Raw genomic sequence first — 19,831 nt, forward strand, 5'->3', positions numbered from 1 at the left:
GCGGGCCGGCGATGTAGAGCTCGCCGACCACGCCGACCGGCACGGGACGCAGATCCTCGTCCAGGACCAGCACTTCCACGTCGTCGCCGGGGCTGCCGATCGGGATGGAGTCGACGTCGGCGGCGGTGACCTCGTGCGAGGTGGCCAGCACGGTGGACTCGGTCGGGCCGTACACGTCGAAGAGGGTCGCGCCACTGACGCTGCGGAAGTCAGCGGCGGTTCCGACGGGGACGGTCTCGCCACCGGTGAGCAGGTAGCGCAGCGAGTCGGGCATCTCCTCGCCGCTGCGCATCACCTCGCCCACCAGCGCGGCCAGCATGGAGGTCACGAAGAACGCGGTGGTGACCCGGGATTCGCGGATCACCCGCACCAGGTAGGCCGGGTCCAGGTGACCGTCGGGGCGGGTCATCGCGATCCGCGCGCCGGTGGTCAGCGGCCAGAAGATCTCCCACACCGAGGCGTCGAAGGTGGTGGAGGTCTTGAACAGCAGCGCGTCCTGGTCGGTGAGCCGGAACTGCCGCTGCTGCCAGCGCAGGAAGGCGATCACCGCGCGGTGCGGAATGGCCACACCCTTGGGGCGGCCGGTGGAGCCGGAGGTGAAGATGACGTAGGCCAGGTTGTCCGGGCCCGGCTGCGGTAGCTCCGGGTCGTCGGCCGGGGACAGCAGCCGGTCGCCGTTGATGCCCAGTTCCCGTGCGTTGTCCTCGAATTCGTCGATGCGCAGCACCGGCGCGGCGATCTCGAACGGCGGGTGATCGGCGGTGGTGGTGAGCACCACCGCGGGCTGGGCCACCTCGAGCACGTAGGAGGTGCGCTCGGCCGGGTGGTCCGGATCGATCGGCACGTACGCGCCGCCCGCCTCCAGGATGGCGAACATGCCGACCAGCAGTTCGAAGGAGCGGCGCACCGCGAGGCCCACCAGCACGTCCGGGCCGACGCCCAGGGTGCGCAGGTGGCGCGCGAGAACGGTGACGCGCGTGGCGAATTCGGCGTAGGTGAGGGTCTCGCCCTCGTAGTCCACGGCGATGGCGTCCGGGGTGCGCTGGACCTGCGCCCGGAACTGGGTGCTGAGCGTCTCGACCGGGGCCAGCTTGGGGTCCAGGACATCGGACGCCGCGAGCACGGCGTCGTCGACCAGGGCCTCGAGCGCCGCGGTCAGGCCGCCGGCCTCACCGTCCATGAGGCCGGGCAGCTGGCCGGAGACCACCACCTGGATCAGCGCCTCGGGCTCGAGCGCGCCGCCCATGGCCTCGCTCAGCATGGCGATCTCGGCGGCCAGGACACCGTAGGCGACGGTGTCGCCCGCGTAGCGCAGCGCGACGCGGTCGGCGTCCAGCTCCGCCACGACGGCAATCAGACATGGTAGGTCGCCCACGCCGTAGGCCCGGCGCAAGGCCGTGACCCGTCCGGTCCGGTTGGTGGCGATCGACTCTGCGTAGTGCATCAGAGGCTTCCTTCCGACGTGCTTTCCGTGCTGAGGACCAGGGCCTGCGCGTCCGCGGTGAGCGTGCTCAGGACCTGACGGAGTCCGGCCGCGCCGAGGGCGGCCAGAATGCCGGGCACCAGCCCGGCGAGTGCCACGTTGACCAGCGCCTCCGGCTTCGCGGCGGCGCCCATGGCGCGGGCGGTGACGGCGATCTTCTCGGCGAGATCCCGGTACGTCACCGTGTGCTCGCCGTGCGTGACGGCGACCGACGCGGGAGCGGCGGCCGCAGCGGCGGCGATCAGGGTGGGCAGGTCGGCCGCGGCAGAGGTGGAGGAATTCTGCTGCGGCGCGACCGATTCGGCCTTCGGCGCGCCGGTGCCGGGGCGGCGGTTGCGCTCCGCCTCGGTCCGGATGTCGATGGCGCGCAAGGACACGTCCGGGTTCGCGACGACGGTGTCGAGGACCGACCGCAGGCGCTGAGCCAGCAGACGCACGGAGTCGGCCTCGAAAATGTCTGTCGCGTACCCGAATCGCATGTCCAGGCCGGTCACCTTCCCGGCCGCGTCGTGCTGCTCGATGCCGGTGAGCTGGAGGTCGAACTTGGCCTCGATCAGCTCGGGCTCGAGCGCCGCCACGGTCAGCCCGGGCAGTTCGACCGACACCGGCGCCATGTTCTGGAAGGCGAAGGCCACCTGGAACAACGGGTTCACCGAGGCCGAACGGCCCCGGCCGGTGGCGGCCAGCACGGCCTCCACCACCCGCTCGAACGGGACGTCACCGTGGTCGAACGCGGCCAGATCGCGATCGCGCACCTGCTTCAGCAGGTCGGTGAAGGTCAGCTTGCCGTCCACCTCGGTGCGCAGCACCACGGTATTGACGAACATGCCGATCAGGTCGTCCAGTGCCCGCTCACCGCGACCGGCGACGGGAACGCCGATCGAGATGTCGCGCTGGCCGGACAGTTTGGCCAGCAACACGGTGAAGGCGGCGTGCACGACCCCGAACAGGGTGGCGCCGTGCGCGCGGGCCAGGGTCGACAGTCGTTCGACGGTGTCGGAGTCCACCGCGAAATCGATCGTCTTGCCCAGCATTTCCCGCCGCGTCGGCCGGGGCCGGTCGGTGGGCAGCTCCAGCTGGTCCGGGGCGGAGGACAGTTCGTCCACCCAGAAGGCCAGCTGGCGCGAGAGCAGGCTCTGCGGATCGGCGTCGGAGCCGAGCACAGTGCGCTGCCAGGCGGCGTAATCGCCGTACTGGACCTCGAGCGGGGTCCAGGCGGGAGCGGCGCCGGACGTACGGGAGGTGTACGCCAGCACCAGGTCCCGGGTCATGGGCAGCACCGAGTAGCCGTCGGCGCTGATGTGGTGCAGCACCACCATGAGGACGTGCTCGTCCGGAGCCAGTTCGAACAGCACGACCCGCACCGGCGGGGCCACGGTCACATCGAAGCCCGCCGCGGCCACCTCGACCAGCGCGGCCTGGAGGTCGTTCTCCGACACCGGAACCGGGGTCAGCTCGCCGTCGAGCTCGCCGACCTCGAGCACCACCTGCACGGCCTCGCCGGCCACCTCGGGGTAGCGGGTGCGCAGGATCTCGTGGCGCTCCAGCACATCCCGCAGGGCCGCCGTCAGCGCGGCCCGGTCGAGGTGGCCGGTGAGCCGGATGGCGGTCGGCACGTTGTAGGCGCCCGACTCCGGCTGCAGGCGGTTGAGCACCCACATCCGCTGCTGCGCCAGCGACAGCGGGGCCGGGCCCGCGTCGGTGCGGCGCACCAGCGGCGGCAGCGCGTCGGCGTGGTCGGCGGTGGCGATCCAGGTCGCCAGGCCGTCCACGGTCGGCGCCTCGAACAGGGCCGAGACCGGCACCCGCACACCGAGATCCGCGCCGAGCCGGGCGGCCAGGCGGGTCGCCATCAGCGAGTTGCCGCCGAGGGCGAAGAAGTCGGTGTCCAGGCCGATGAGGACGTCCTCGGCCGCGCCGATCACCTCGGCGAAGCCCGCCGCGACCGCCTGCTCGACGGCCGTGGTCGGCTCGCGGTAGGCCGCGACCGCGAAGACCGGCTCCGGCAGCTGGGCCCGGTCCACCTTGCCATTGGCGTTCAGCGGCAGGGCGTCCAGGACCATGAGCGCGGCCGGGACCATGTACTTCGGCAGCTCCGCGCCCAGGGCGGCGCGCAGCGCGGCCGACACCTCGTCGCGGTTGTCGTCGGCGGTGCCGGGCACCGCGGCGTAGGCGACCAGGCGCGACCCCGCGTCACCCGCGGTGCGGGCGACGGCGACCGCGGCGGTGACGCCGGGCTGGCGACGCAGCGCGGTCTCCACCTCACCGAGCTCGATCCGGAAACCGCCGATCTTGACCTGGAAGTCGGCGCGATCGATGTACTCGAGCGCCCCGTCCTCACGCCAGCGGACGATGTCGCCGGTGCGGTACATGCGGCCGCCCGCGAACGGGTCGGCCACGAAGCGGTCGGCGGTCAGGGCCGGGCGGCCGAAGTAGCCGCGGGCCAGCTGCGCACCCGACAGGTACAGCTCGCCGGGCACGCCGACCGGGACCGGCGAGAGCCGGGCGTCGAGCACGTACGCGCGGCTGTTCCAGGCGGGCGAGCCGATCGGCACGGCCTGCCGGTGCCGCTCGGTCACCTCGAAGGCGGTGATCGAGACGGCCGCCTCGGTCGGTCCGTACAGGTTGAACAGCCGTGCGCCGGAACCGTTCTCGGCGTGGTTGTCGAGGAACTCGGCGGCCGTGGCGGCGGGCAGCGCCTCACCGATGGCCAGTACCGCGCGCACCGATTCGGGCAGCGGGCCGCCGGCCAGCAGCATGCCCAGCAGGGAGGGCACCGGGTGCAGGACGGTGACGCCGTGGCCCTCGATCAGGGCGCGCAGGCGGTCCGGATCGCGCTCCTCGCCCGCGGCCGAGACCAGCAGGCTGCCGCCGGTGGTCAGGGTGGACCAGAACTCCCACACCGACAGGTCGAAGGTGGCGGGCGTCTTCAACAACGCGCGGTCGCCCGCGCCCAGCTCGAATGTGGTCCGCAGCCAGCGCAACTGGTTGACGATGGCCGCGTGCGGCACCGCGACGCCCTTGGGCAGGCCGGTCGAGCCGGAGGTGAAGATGACGTAGGCCGGGTGCTGCTCGCGCAGCGGGCGCACCCGCTCGGCGTCGGTGACCGGGGCGGCGGACAGCGCGGACAGGTCGAGCCGGTCCACCTCGAGCACCGGCGCCGCGGTGGTGAACGGCACGCCGTCCGCCGAGGTGGTGAGAACCACCGCGGGAGCGGCGGTCTCGACGATGTAGGCGATACGGTCGGCCGGGTGGTCGGGGTCGATCGGCACGTACGCGCCGCCCGCCTTCACCACCGCGTACATGGCGACCACCAGGTCGATGCCGCGGCGCATGGCCAGCACCACGCCGGTCTCCGGGCCGACGCCAGCGGCGATCAGGCGACGCGCCAGGCGGTTCACCCGGGCGTCGAATTCGCCGTAGGTGAGCGAGGTTCCGGCGTCGTCCAGCAGCGCGACCGCGCCGGGGGCGACGGCCGCCTGCTCGTCCACCAGGTCGGCCAGGGTGGCCGGGGCCAGCTGGCGCGCGGTGGCGTTCCAGTCGTGCAGGATGCGCTGACGCAGGCCCGCGCCCAGCAGATCGACATCGCCGATGGCCGTCTCCGGCTGCGCCACCACGGTTTCCAGCAGCCGGGCCAGCGCGGCGGTGAAGCGCTGCGCGGTGGCCTCGGTGAACAGGTCGTGGGCGTAGCCGAGGGTCAGCTCCAGACCGGCGGGCGCGCCGGACTCGGCGTAGTGGTCCACCGCGAACAGGTGCAGATCGAATTGCGCGACGTGGGTGTCGAATTCGACCTCCGACACGGTCAGGCCGGGCAGCTCGAGGTTGGCGCGCTCGTGGTTCTGGAAGGACAGGCCCACCTGGACCAGCGGGTGCCGGGCGGTGGAGCGGGCCGGGTTCAGCACCTCCACCAGGCGCTCGAACGGCACGTCGGCATTGCCGAAGGCGGCGATGTCGCCGGTGCGGACCCGGGCCAGCAGATCGGTGAACGGCTCGGCGCCATCGGTTCCGGTGCGCAGCACCAGGGTGTTGACGAACATGCCGATCACGTCGTCGAGGGCGGCGTCGCCGCGGCCCGCGATCGGGGTGCCGACCGCGATGTCGGAGGTGCCCGACAGCCGCGACAGCAGGGCGGCCCAGGCCGCGTGCACCACCATGAACAGGGTCGCGCCGTGGCGGCGGCCCAGTTCGGTCAGGCCGGCGTGCAGCTCGGCGTCCAGCGGGAGCCGGATGTAGCTGCCGCGCAGGCTCTGTCGCGCCGGACGCGGGTGGTCGACGGGCAGGTCCAGCTGGTCGGGCAGCCCGGCCAGGGTCTCGCGCCAGTAGGCGAGCTGGCCCGCGGCCACCGACTCCGGATCGTCCTCCGAGCCCAGCAGCGCGCGCTGCCACAGCGCGTAGTCGGCGTACTGCACGACCAGCGGCGTCCAGGACGGCTTGGCGCCGCCCAGGCAGGCGTTGTAGGCGATCATCAGGTCGCGCACGAACGGCACCACCGAGGAGCCGTCGGCCGAGATGTGGTGCAGCACACCGGCGAGCACGTGATCACCGGTCGGCACGCCGTCGGCGTCCACGATGCGCAGCAGCAGCACCCGCACCGGCACGTCCACCGTCACGTCGAAGGTGGTCGTGGCGAATTCGGTGACCTTGCCGACCAGTTCGGCCTCGGTGAGGTCGACGGGCTTGAGCTCCGAGATCACCTCCGCGGCGGGCAGGATCACCTGCGCGGGGCCCGCGGCCAGCTCCGGGTAGACGGTGCGCAGGGTCTCGTGGCGTTCGATCACTGCCGCGAACGCGGCCTCCAGCGCCGGGGCGTCCAGCTCGCCGGTCAGGCGCAGCGCCACCGGGATGTTGTAGGCCGTCGACGAGCGGTCGAAGCGGTTCAGGAACCACATGCGCTGCTGGGCGGGCGAGAGCGGCAGGTGCTCGGGACGCGCGCCCGCGGCCAGCACCGGCCGCTTCGGGCCGTCGGCCTCGGCCTGCACCCGCGCGGCCAGCGCCGCCACGGTCGGGGCCTCGAACAGCGCGCGCACGCCGACGGTGGTGTCGAACAGCGCGCCGATGCGGGCGACCGCCTTGGCCGCGAGCAGCGAGCTGCCGCCCAGGGCGAAGAAGTCGTCGTCCGCGCCGACCCGCTCGATGCCCAGCAGGTCCGCGTACACATTGGCGATGAGTTCCTCGGCCACGGTGGCGGGCTGGCGGTACTCGGTGCCCTCGAAGACCGGCGCGGGCAGCGCCGCGCGATCCAGTTTGCCGTTGACGGTCAACGGGATCCGGTCCACGACCACCACGGCGGCGGGGACCATGTGCTCGGGCAGTTCCCGGGCGAGGGCGGTGCGCAGGTCGGTGGTGGACACCACGGAACCGGACGCGGGCACCACGTAGCCGATGATGCGGGAAACCTCGGCGGCCTCGTCGTGGCGCACGATGGCCGCGGCCTCGCGCACCGCCGGATCCAGCAGTAGCGCCGCCTCGATCTCGCCCAGCTCCACGCGGAAGCCGTGCAGGTTCACCTGCTGGTCGATGCGGCCCAGGTACTCGAGGTCGCCGGTGGCGGTCCAGCGCGCCAGATCGCCGGTGCGGTAGGCGGATTCGCCGGGAGCGCCGTACGGATCGGCCACGAAGCGGCCCGAGGTGAGCGCGGGGCGGTTCAGGTAGCCGCGCGCCAGCTGACCGCCGGAGACGTAGATCTCGCCGGGGACGCCGACCGGGACCGGGCGCAGCCGCGAATCCAGCACGCGCACGGTCAGACCCGGCAGCGCGCCGCCGATCACGCTGGCCGAACCGGTGTCCGGGGTGATCGGGCGGTAGGACACGTGCACCGTGGTCTCGGTGATGCCGTACATGTTGATCAGGGCCGGGCCCTGCGGGTGCCGGGCGAACCAGCCCGAGAGCCGCTGCGGCTCCAGCGCTTCGCCGCCGAAGATCACGTAGCGCAGCGCGAGCTCGGAGTCGCTCTCGGCGTCGGCGGTGATCAGCTGGTAGAAGGCCGACGGGGTCTGGTTGAGCACGGTCACGCCCGCGGTGGACAGCAGTTCGCGGAACTGCTGCGGCGATCGCGAGGTGAAGTAGTCGACCACCACGACGCTGCCGCCGTACAGCAGCGCGCCCCACAGCTCCCACACCGAGAAGTCGAAGGCGTAGGAGTGGAACATGGTCCACACGTCGGCGGGCCCGAAACCGTAGTGGCCCTGGGCATTGTCGAACAGCCGGATCACATTGCGGTGCGGGATCACCACGCCCTTGGGGCGGCCGGTGGAGCCCGAGGTGTAGATGACGTAGGCGGTGTCGGCCGGGCGCAGCGGGGCGCGCCGGTCGCGGTCGGTGACCGGGGCGGCGTCGTAGCCGTCCAGGTCGATGGTGTCGAGGCAGACCACCGGGCCGCCGAACCAGCCGGCGGGCAGCTGGGCCGCGCCGCTGCTGATCGCGCACACCGGGCGGGCGTCGTCGATCACATACTCGATGCGGTCGGCCGGGTAGTTGGGGTCGATCGGCAGGTAGCCGCCGCCCGCCTTGACCACGGCCAGCAGCGCCACCGCCAGCTCCTCGGTGCGCGGCAGGGCCACGGCCACCAGGGATTCCGGTCCGACGCCGGCCGCGATCAGGCAGCGGGCCAGGCGGTTGGAGCGGGCGTCGAGCTCGGCGTAGGAGAGGGTGACGTCGCCGGAGCGCACCGCCGGGGCGGCCGGGTCGATGGCCGCCGCGGTGGCGAAACGGTCCGCCAGCGTGGTGAATTCGGCGATGTCGGGTCCGGTGCCGGCCCACTCGTGGAGGACGCGGGCACTCTCCTCGATGGTCAGCAGCGGGATGTCGCCGACCACCACGGTGTCGTCGGCGGCCACCGACGCCAGCACCCGGTCGAAGCGACCGGCGAGGGCGGCGATGGTGTCGGCGTCGAACAGCTCACTGGCGTAGCTGATCTCGATGTCCATGCCGTTCGGGCGGCCGTCCGGGCCGTGCTGCTCGAGCACCGTGAACTGGAGATCGAACTTCGACACCCCGGCGTCCAGGGCCTCCGGGCGCACCGTCAGGTACGGCAGTTCCACCGCGGGCAGCGCGTAGTTGTGGAAGGTCAGCGCCACCTGGAACAGCGGGTGGCGGGCCTGCGAGCGGGCCGGGGACAGCACCTCGACCAGGCGCTCGAACGGCACCTCGGCGTGCGAGAGGGCCGCGATGTCGTCGGCGCGCACCGCGTTCAGCACGGTGTCGAAGCCGGCGCGCGGGTCGATCTCGCTGCGCAGCACCAGGGTGTTGACGAACATGCCGACCAAGGCGTCGAGCTGCTGCTCGCCGCGGCCCGCGACCGGGGTGCCGATCGCGATGTCGGTGCTGCCCGAGATCCGGGCCAGCAACACGGCCAGCGCCGCGTGCACGGTGCTGAAGAGCGTCGTGTCGTGGGCGCGCGCCAGATCGACCAGGCCGCCGTGCAATTCGGCGTCCACGCTCATGCGGTGGGTGCCACCGCGCAGCGAGGCCACCGCCGGACGCGGGCGGTCCGCGGGCAGCTCCAGCTGCTCGGGCAGCCCGGACAGGCGCTGCTGCCAGAACGCCAGCTGCCGGTGCGCGAGCGAGTCCGGATCGGTCTCGTCACCGCGACGCTCGGCCTGCCACAGGGTGTAGTCGGCGTACTGCACCGGCAGCGGGGCCCAGGCGGGCGTCACACCGGCGCGGTGAGCCTGGTACGCGGTCATGAAGTCCGCGGCCAGCGGGCCCATCGAGAAACCGTCCGAGCTGATGTGGTGGACCACCAGCACCAGCACGTGATCGGTGGGCGACAGGCTGAAAACGGCCGCGCGCACCGGGGTTTCGGTGGTCAGGTCGAACGGGCGGGCGACGACCTCGGCCACCCGGGCGGTCAGTTCGTCCGCGGTGATCGGGGCGGTGACCAGGCGGGCATCGCCCTCGGCCAGCACCCGCTGCACGGGACCGTCCGGCCCGTCGGGGTAGACGGTCCGCAGGGTCTCGTGGCGCGCCACCACATCCCGCAACGCGGCGTGCAGGGCGGCCGCGGCCAGCGGGCCGGTCACCCGCAGCACCATGGGGATGTTGTCGGCCGCCGCGCCGGGGCCGACCCCGGTCGCGTCGGCGTGGTAGCGGTTGAGGAACCACATGCGGCGCTGCGCGTCCGACAGCGGCACCAGCGCGGGGCGCGGGCGCGCGGTCAGCGGCACCAGTGTGCCGCTGCCCGAACGGGATTCGGCGACGGCGGCCAGACCGGCGACGCTCGGGGCGTCGAACAGGTCGCGCACCGACAGTTCGGCGTCCAGCGCCGCGCCGACCCGGGCGACCACGCGGGCGGCCAGCAGCGAGCTGCCGCCGAGCGCGAAGAAGTCGTCGTTCGCGCCGATCCGGTCGACGCCGAGCAGGTCCGCGAAGACCCCGGCGACGACGTCCTCGGCCACGGTCTCGGGCGCGCGGTAGGCCGCGGTCTCGAAGACCGGGGCGGGCAGCGCCGCGCGATCCAGCTTGCCGGAGGCATTGACCGGGAACTCGTCGAGCACCACGAACGCGGCCGGAATCATGTACGCGGGCAACAGGCCGCCCAGCGCCGCCTTGACGGCGTCCAGGTCGATGGCGTGGCCGGGCTCGCGCCGCAGGTAGCCCGCCAGCTGATCGCCCGCGTGCGGGTCCGAACGGACCAGCACGACCGCCTGGTTCACACCCGGCTGCGCCAGCAGCGCGGCCTCGATCTCGCCCAGCTCGATGCGCAGACCGCGCAGCTTCACCTGGAAGTCGGTGCGGCCCAGGTAGATCAGCTCACCCTCGGCGTTCCAGGTGACCAGGTCGCCGGTGCGGTACATGCGCGCGCCAGTCCCGAAGGGGTTGGCCACGAAGCGATCCGCGGACAGGTCCGGGCGGCCCAGGTAGCCGCGGGCCAGCTGATCGCCCGCCAGGTAGAGCTCACCGGCGACACCCGGCGCGACCGGGTTCAGGCGGCCGTCGAGCACGTAGGTCTGGGTGTTCCAGACCGGGCGGCCCATGGGCACGAACGCGGTGTCGGTGTCGATCACCTCGTGGTGGGTCACCTCGACCGCGGCCTCGGTCGGGCCGTACAGGTTGTGCAGGCGCGCGCCGGTCAGCTCGCGCAGCTTGGCGGCGGTGCCGACGGGCAGGCCCTCACCGGAGGCGAACACCTGGCGCAGGCCGGTGCAGTTCGCCGCGGCCGGCTCGGTCACGAAGACCGCCATCATGGACGGCACGAAGTGCGCGTGGGTGATGCCCGCGCGAATGATCAACTCGGCCAGGTACTTCGGGTCACGATGGCCGTCGGGCGCGGCCACGACCAGCTTGGCGCCGATCTGCAAGGGCCAGAAGAACTCCCACACCGACACGTCGAAGGTGAAGGGGGTCTTCTGCAGCACCACATCGTCGGCGGTCAGCCGGTAGCGGTCCTGACCCCACACCAGGCGGTTCACCACGGCGGCGTGCGACACCGCCACGCCCTTGGGGCGGCCGGTGGAACCGGAGGTGAAGATGACGTAGCAGGCGTTCGACTCCCGCAGCGGCGCGAGCCGATCGGCGTCGGTGAGCGGGGTCGCGGCGTAGCCGGCCAGATCGAGGGTGTCGACGGCCAGCACCGGCAGGTCGCGCGCGGTGGTGAAACCGTCGCGGGCGGTGGTCAGCACGAGCACCGGGCCCGCCGCGTCCAGCACGTAGTCGGTGCGCTGCTCGGGCTGATCCGGGTCGACCGGGACGTACGCGCCGCCGGCGGCCAGGATCGCGTACATGCCGACCAGCAGGTCGTGCGAGCGGCGGATCGCCAGCGCCACCCGGGATTCCGGGCCGACGCCGCACTCGACCAGCTTGCGGGCCAGGCGGTGCACGCGGCCGGAGAACTCGCCGTAGGACAGAGTCGTCCCGTCGAATTCGACTGCCGGGGCGTTCGGGCAGGTCAGAGCACGCGACTCGAACAGGGCGACCAGGGTCGCGGGGGTGGTCTCGCCCCACGCGCCGACCGGCAGCGCCGAGCGGATGTCGTGGGCGGTGTCGTTCCAGCCGGTCAGCACCTGGGCGCGCTCGGCGTCGGTGAGCAGGTCGATATCGCCGACCGGGCGGTCCGGGGTGGCGGTGACCGCGTCCAGCACCACGTCCAGGCGACGGGCGAAGGCCGCTACGGTGGCCTCGTCGAAAATGTCGGTGGCGTAGGTGAACACGGCGTCCAGCCCGCCCGCCGCGCGGTCCTCGACCAGCGACAGCTGCAGATCGAACTTGGCGATGCCCGGGTCCAGCTCGACCCGCGAGGCGGTCAGGCCGTTCAGCTCGAGGCTGGTCTGCGTGGTGTTCTGCAGATCCAGCGCCACCTGGAACAACGGGTGGCGGGCCTGCGAGCGCATCGGGCTGAGCACCTCGACCAGGCGCTCGAACGGGACGTCCGCGTGCGCGAAGGCGCGCAGGTCGGTCTCGCGCACCTGGGCCAGCAGCTCCCGGAACGAACGGTCCGGGGCCACCTCGGTACGCAGCACCAGGGTGTTGACGAACATGCCGACCAGGTCGTCGAGCGCCTGCTCGCCGCGCCCGGCGACCACCGAGCCGATCGAGATGTCCGCGCTGCCGGACAGTTTCGCCAGCAGCGTGGCGTAGGCCGCGTGCAGCGCCATGAACAGGGTGGCGCGATCGCCCTCGGCCAGCTCGCGCAGGCGGGCGTGCCGCTCGGAGGAGACGGCGAAGCGGTACTGCGCGCCGTGGCGGGTCGCCACGGCCGGGCGCGGCCGGTCGCCGGGCAGCTCCAGAGTGTCGGGCTGACCGGACAATTCGGCGCGCCAGAAGCGAACCTGGTCCGCCAGCAGGGATTCCGGGTCGTCTTCGGCGCCGAGCAGGTCACGCTGCCACAGCGTGTAGTCGGCGTACTGGACCGGTAGCGGCGTCCACGCCGGGGCCGCGCCCGCGGTGCGGGACGCGTAGGCCAGCATGAGATCCCGGGTCAGCGGCGCGATGGACCAGCCGTCGGCGGCGATGTGGTGCACGGCGAGCACCAGCACGTGGGTCTCGGGCGCCACCCGCAGCAGGGTGAGCCGGGCCGGAGCCTGCTCGTCCACCGCGAACGGCAGCACGGCCAGCTCGAAGATCCGGGTCTCCAGATCCTCGGCGCCCACCTGCTCCACCGCCAGCGCGACACCGGACCGCTCGACCGGCAGCACCAGCTGACGGCCCACGCCGTCCACGGCCGGGTATACGGTGCGCAGCGTCTCGTGCCGCGCCACCACGTCGGTGACCGCGGCGGCCAGCGCGTCCGCGTCCAGCGGGCCGTCCAGGCGGATGGCCGCGACCAGGTTGTCGGCGATCGAGCTGTTGTCGAAGCGGTTCAGGAACCACATGCGCTGCTGCGCGTAGGACAGCGGCACCACCTCGGGCCGCTCCCCCGCCACCAGCGGCGCGCGACCGCCGGTACCGGCCAGATCGGCCAGCCGGGCCGCCAGCTCGGCGACGCTGGACGCCTCGAACAGCAGGCGCACCGGGACGGTGGTGTCCAGGGCCGCGCCGAGGCGGGCCACCACCTGGGTGGCGATCAGCGAGTTGCCGCCGAGCTCGAAGAAGTCGTCGTCCGCGCCGACACCGGCGGCGGGCGCGTCGGCCTCGACGGCCGAATCCAGGTGCACCGGAGCGTTGTTCGACGCCGGAGCCGCGGCCACCGCGGCGGCCGCCAGAGTCGCGTCCACCGGGGTCGCGTCGGCGACCGGGGCCAGGCCCAGCACCTCGGCGAAGACCTCGGCAACGAGCAGCTCGATCGGCGTTGCGGGAGCACGGAATTCGCGGGCCGCGAAGACCGGGGCGGGCAGCGCGCGGTAGTCCAGCTTGCCGTTGACGGTCATCGGCATGGCGTCGAGCACCATGAAGGCCGAGGGAATCATGTACGCGGTCAGGCGTTCCGCCAGCGCGGTCCTGATCTCGGCGACCTCCACGCCGCCGGCGGCCGGCACCAGGTAGGCCACCAGCTGATCGCCGCGCGACGCGTCGTGGTGCAGGACCACCACGGCCCGGCGTACCTGCGGCAGCGCCGCCAGCGCGGCCTCGATCTCGCCGAGCTCGATGCGGAAGCCGCGCAGCTTCACCTGGGAGTCGTTGCGGCCCAGGTACTCCACCTGACCGTCCGCGGTCCAGCGCACCAGGTCGCCGGTGCGGTACATGCGTTCACCGGATGCCCACGGGCAGGCCACGAACCGGCTCACGGTGAGCTCCGCGCGATTGCGGTAGCCGCGGGTGACCGGCAGGCCGCCCAGGTACAGCTCGCCGATCGCGCCGACCGGCACCGGCCGCAGCCGCTGGTCCAGGATCCACTCGCGCGCACCCGGCACCAGGTGGCCGATGGTGACGGTCTCGCCCGCCGCCAGCGCGCCGGTGATGTTCACGACCACGGTGGCCTCGGTGGGGCCGTAGGCATTGATCATGTCGCGTCCGGCCTCGGCCCAGCGCCGCACCATCTCCGGCGACAGCGCCTCGCCGCCGACCGCGACGTGGCGCAGGGTGGGGACGTCGGCCGGATCGATGGTGCTGGCGCCCGAGGGCGTCATGAAGACGTGGGTGACCCCGTGCGCCCGAATGACTTCCGCCAGCTCGTCGCCGATGTGCGCGCCGGTCGGGGCGACCACCAGGGTGGCGGCCGACCGCAGGGCCAGCAGCAGCTCGCCGACCGAGACGTCGAACGAGGAGCTGGTCACGTGCAGCACCCGCGCGTCGGCGGAACCGCTGAAGCGCTCGTACTGCGCCTCGGACAGACCCGCCAGGCCCGTGTGGGTGACCACGACGCCCTTGGGCAGACCCGTCGAGCCGGAGGTGTAGATGGAGTACACGACATTCGCGGCGCGCAGCGGGCGCACCCGGTCGGCGTCGGTGATGGGCTCGGCCGGGAAGGCCGTGCGGGCAGCGGTGAATTCGGCGTCGTCGAGCAGCAGCCAGGGCAGCGTGTCCGGCAGCGCGGCGCGCACCGGCGCCACGGTCAGGCCGAGCACCGCGCCCGCGTCGCGCACGATGTACTCGATGCGGTCGGCCGGGAAGGCGGGGTCCACCGGCACCCAGGCGGCGCCGGTCTTGGCGATGGCCCACACGGCGACGATGTACTCGATCGACCGCGGCAGGCTCACGGCCACCAGCTGCTCCGGGCCCAGGCCGCGCTCGATCAGCAGGCGCGCCAAGCGATTCGAGAGGGCGTCCAGTTCGGTGTAGGTGAACTGGACATCGCGCTCGATCAGGGCGATCCGGTCCGGGGCCGACGCCACGGCCGCCGCCATGATCTCCGGCAGCAGGCGGACCGCGTCCACCGCCCCGCCGGAACGGGTTGTCAGATCGGTGTATTCGGCCTCGGACAGCAGCGGCAGCGCGTTCACGATCACGGCCGGATCGGCGGTGATCGCCTCGAGCAGGCGCACATAGCGGCGCGCGAAGACCTCGATGGTGGCGGGATCGTAAAGATCCACCGCGAATTCGAACTCCGCGTGGATCCCCGCCGGTGCCGGACCTTCCCCGGGACCGGCACCGGCGAAGCTTTCGGTGACCGCGACCGACAGGTCGAATTTGGTCACCTCGGTGTCCAGGGTACTCGTCGTGGCAAGCAATCCGGGCAGTTCGAGGCTGATGTCTCCGGCGGCGGTGAACGAGAGGGCCACCTGGAACAGCGGATGCCGGGCCGCCGAGCGCACCGGATTCAGGGTCTCGACGAGCTGTTCGAAGGGGACGTCGGCGTGCGCGAACGCGGCGAGATCGATGTCGCGGACCCGGTGCGCGAGGTCGCGGAAGCTGAGCTCGCCGTCGATCTCGGTGCGCAGCGGCAGCGTGTTGACGAACATGCCGATCAGGTCGTCGAGTTCGCGCGCGCCGCGGCCGCCGACCGGGGTGCCGATGACGATGTCCGATTCGCCGGACAGGCGGGACAGCAGCACCGCCAGCGCGGTGTGCATCAGCATGAAGGTCGAAATGCCCTCGGCCCGAGCCGTTTCCGAAATGGCGGCGTGCAACTCCGCGGTGAGCTCGACGTCGAGCTTGCCGCCGCGGCCGGTGGCGATGGCGGGACGGGGACGGTCGGCCGGGAGCTCCAGCACGTCCGGCGCGCCCGACAGGGTGCCGCGCCAGAAGTCCAGCTGCCGCGAGAGCAGCGACTCCGGGTCGTCGGCCGCGCCGAGCCGATCCCGCTGCCACAGCGTGTAATCGGCGTACTGCACCGCGAGCGGCTCCCAGGCGGGCGCCTGGCCGCCGGTGCGGGCCAGGTAGGCGGTGATCAGATCGCGGGCCAGGATGGGCAGCGAGAGGCCGTCGGCGGCGATGTGGTGCAGCACGATCGCGATCGCGTACTCGGGGACGTCGAGGTCCGCGGCGTCGACCAGGACCGGACCGCCCAGTCCGCAATCGGCAGCGACGGCGCCGGTAACGGTGAACAGTCGTGCACGGAACGGGATCTCGCGCTCCAGGTCGAAACCCTGGGCGGCGAAGGCCCGAAGGCGGGCGTCCAGTTCGTCGGCGTCACAGGACTCCTGCGCCACCGGCTCGGTCGCCGCCGCGACCGGAAGCACCTGCTGCGTCGCGAAACCCGCCGCGGTGGTCGGGAACACGGTGCGCAGCACCTCGTGGCGGCCCAGCACGTCGACCAGCGCGGCGCGCATGACCTCCGGATCGGCCTCGCCGCGCAGGCGCACCACGAACGGCATGTTGTAGCCGGCGCTCGCGGTGTCGAAACGGTTCAGGAACCAGATGCGCTGCTGCGCCGGGGACAGCGGCAGCGCCTCCGGACGATCGCGGCGCACCAGGGCGACCGCACTGCCGGACTCGGCGTCGTCGTCCACGAACTGGGCGTCGATCACCGCGGCCAGCTCGGCCACGCCGGTGGCGGAGAACATCTCGCGCACCGTGAGGTGGCAGCCCAGCTCGGCGTTCAGCCGCGACGCCACCTGGGTGGCGATCAGGCTGTTGCCGCCCAGGGCGAAGAAGTCGTCGGTGCGGCCGACCTGGTCGGTGCCCAGCACCTCGGCGAACATGGCGGCCACGGCCCGCTCGGTCACCGTCACCGGCGCCTCGTGCACCACCGCGACCCGGACCGGATCCGGCAGCGCGGCCCGGTCCAGCTTGCCGGAAGCGTTGACCGGCAACGCCTCCAGCAACACGAACGCGCTCGGCACCATGTAGGCGGGCAGCGCCCGCGCGGCGGCGGCCTTGAGCTTGATCGCGTCCACCTCGTCGGTCGCGACCGCGTAGGCGACCAGCTGGTCGTCGCGCACGATCACCACCGCGCGGGACACGCCCTCGACATCGCCGAGCACGGTCTCGATCTCGCCCAGCTCGATGCGCAGGCCGCGCACCTTGACCTGGAAGTCGGTGCGACCCAAGTACTCGATCTCACCCGACTCGGTCCAGCAGACCAGATCGCCGGTGCGGTACATGAGTTCACCCGGGGCCGCGAACGGGTCGGCGACGAACCGCTCCGCCGTCAGACCCGGACGCGCCATGTAACCCCGGGCGAGCTGAACCCCCGACAGATACAGCTCACCCGGAGTCCCCATGGGGACCGGCCGCAGGCGTGCGTCGAGCACGTACAGCCGGGTATTGAACACCGGCGCGCCGATCGGCACGGCGGTGGTGTCCGCGGCAGTCACCTCGTGCGAGGTGACCTCGACCGCAGCTTCGGTGGGGCCATAGAGATTGTGGAGCGGGGCGCCGGTCAGGGCGCGCAGCCGCTGCGCGATGGGGCCCGGCAGCGCCTCGCCCGAGGCGAACAGCTGCCGGATCCGCAGCGGCGGCTCACCCGCGGCCGCGGCGGCCTCCAGCTCGGCCACGAACGGATCCATCATCGACGGCACGAAATGCACCACCGTGACGCCGAATTCGGCGATCACCGCGCGCAGGTAGGCCGGGTCACGGTGGCCGTCGGGCTGGGCCAGCACCAGGGTCGCGCCGATCTGCAGCGCGAAGAACAGCTCCGGCACCGAGACGTCGAAGGTCATCGGCGTCTTCTGCAGCATCACGTCCGTGGCGGACAGCGCGAAGGTCTCGCGCATCCAGACCATGCGGTTGACGATCGAGCGGTGGCTCACCGCCACGCCCTTGGGGCGGCCGGTGGAACCCGAGGTGAAGATGACGTAGGCGGTGTTCGCCGGACGCAGCGGGGACAGCCGGTCCGCATCGGTCACCGTGGCGGCCGAGAACTCGGCCAGCGCGGCCTCGGTCAGATCGGCGATGTCCAGCACGGCGGCGGCGGTGTCGGGACGGTCCGCGGCGGTGGTCAGCACCAGCGCGGGCGCGGCGGTGTCCAGGATGTGCGCGATCCGGTCGGCCGGGTGATCGGGGTCCAGCGGCACGTAGGCGCCGCCGGCCGCCTGCACCGCGTAAACCGCGACCAGTAGCTCCGGCGAACGGCGCAGGTGCAGCGCGACCAGCGACTCCGGGCCGATGCCGCGCGAGATCAGGTAGCGGGCGAGCCGATTCACCCGTCCGGCGAACTCGGCGTATGTGAGATCGCAGGCGGGGGTTCCGCCGAAACGCACCGCGAGCGACTGCGGCGTCCGGGCGGCCTGCGCCTCGAACATCGACACCAGCGTCGCCTCGGGGTCCACGGTGAACGCGGTGTCGTTCCACTCGCGCAGCACCACCTCGCGCTCGCGCTCGGTGATGACCTCGACCGCCGACAGCGGGGCCGCCGGGTCCAGCTCCACCAGCCGCTCGACGAACGCCACGAAACGCTCGATGTGGCGGTCGATCTCGTCGGCGGTGTACAGGTTCGGGTTCACCTCGAGGTCCAGGCGCACCCGGTCGTTCTCGCCGTAGAAGGCGTTGAGGCTCATGTCCTCGACCGGGCTGGTGGACAACAGGTTCAGCCGGCCCTGGATGTCGCCGAAGTCCAGCTGCGGGTGGAACAGCATGATGTTGACCATCGGGCCGTACAGCGCCCGCGACGCCGGGGCGCCCTGCAGTTCGGCCGCGTCGCGGCGGATGTCCTCGTGCCGGTAGCGCTGGTGGCGCAGCGCGCCGGAGATCTCCAGGCGAGCCGCGGTGAGCAGCTCCAGCCAGGTGGTGTCCGGCCCGGCCGCCATCCGCAGCGGCACGATGTTGGACAGCATGCCGGTCGAGCGGCGCATGACCGCGGTGGTGCGGGCGGTGACCGGCAGGCTCAGCACGGCCTCGTCCTGGCCGGTCAGCTTGGCCATGTAGGCCGCGAAGGCGGCGATGATCACGCCCGCCAGACCCGAATCATGCTGCGCGCCACACTCTTCCATGCGGCGGACCAGGTCCTCCGGCAGCACCACGCCGCGGCGCAGGTTGTCCGAGCGCGGCGGGGCGGCGCGGCCCTTGAGCGACATGGTGCCGTCCAGGCCCGCGGTGCGCTCCTGCCAGTAGGCGCGATCGGTGCGGAAGCGGCTGCTCTCGCGATAGGCCAGTTCGGATTCGACCAGCTCGCGCAGCGTGCCGACCTTCACCGTCTCCGGCTCCTGGCCGCGCTGCAGCGCGGTGTAGCGACGGGCCGTCCACTGCATGGTGTTCAGGGCGGCGTAGCCGTCGCCCACGATGTGGTGACCGACGAAGAACCAGAACCAGCGCTGGTCGGCGACCCGGATCAGGGTGGGCGAGAACAGCTTGCCGGTGAGCAGGTCGATCGGCTCGAGGATCTGGACCTGCATCCACTCGTGTGCGGCGGCGATGGGATCGGCCGCCGAGCGCAGGTCCATCAGCTCGGTGTTGTGGCCCGCGGTCGGGTCGATGTACTGGTGGGGCTGTCCGTCGATCTCGGTGAAACGCAGCTGGGAGGAACGCCAGATCGGGACGCCGTCCTCGGCCACGCGCAGCAGCAGGTCGACGTCGAAGTCACCCTCGATGTCGACGTACTGGACCAGGTTGAGGGGCACTTCGGGAGCCAGCAGCTGGGCGTACCACAGCCCGATCTGCGCGGGTCCGAGCGGGAACGGCGTAGACAATTCAGTCGACGTCGGAACTTCACTCGGTCCGAGACCACTCGAGTCCGTACCCTGCACCAGAGCCTCCCTTGTCATGGCGAATTGCTATGTCGACCAACGGTTTCGGGGCATCACGAAATAGACCTGCGTGCGCTCGGCTGACGAGAGCGCACCAGGCCGCGAGTTATCGCATCGCCCTGGGTTTTTCGACGAATGCGCGGCGAATCCGCGCGTGATCCAACTAGTGCTCGAAGCGGCCGGGCTTACTGGCTCGCCGGCCGGGACGCGATTGCCTCCGGGTCATCGCGTCCGGACTGTCCTACTGCCGATCTCCTCCAACTGTCACCTGCATCACAAGGGATGCCGTTCATGCATGCGAACACTAGGCGTTTACACAATAAAAAGGAACTTTTTCCTGAAAAAAAGTTGGACGAGCGTCTAGTTGGCAGCCGATCCGGCGCGAAGATCGCGATGAATGTGGGTC

General features: G+C 72.0%; 2 protein-coding genes (1 of these 2 cut by a window edge). Both read right to left on the bottom strand.

The features are described from left to right. On the bottom strand, positions 1-1,444 hold the start of the coding sequence (locus ACWEOI_RS10715; protein WP_452359475.1) for a non-ribosomal peptide synthase/polyketide synthase. The gene continues 17,513 nt to the left of window position 1, outside the view; 1,444 of the gene's 18,957 nt are visible here — the first part of the coding sequence; it begins with the start codon at positions 1,442-1,444; the stop codon falls past the left edge of the window. After that, the gene (locus tag ACWEOI_RS10720; protein ID WP_452359476.1) at positions 1,444-19,443 is read right to left on the bottom strand and encodes a non-ribosomal peptide synthase/polyketide synthase; all 18,000 of its coding nucleotides are present in this window, start codon (positions 19,441-19,443) and stop codon (positions 1,444-1,446) included. The genes ACWEOI_RS10715 and ACWEOI_RS10720 overlap by 1 nt, the downstream gene beginning before the upstream one ends. Positions 19,444-19,831 lie beyond the last annotated feature (388 nt).

Source organism: Nocardia sp. NPDC004340 (assembly GCF_053602575.1).

Excerpts from the sequence above, each read along its gene's own strand:
- ACWEOI_RS10720 (WP_452359476.1), bottom strand. The coding sequence starts at position 19,443 with ATGACAAGGGAGGCTCTGGTGCAGGGTACGGACTCGAGTGGTCTCGGA.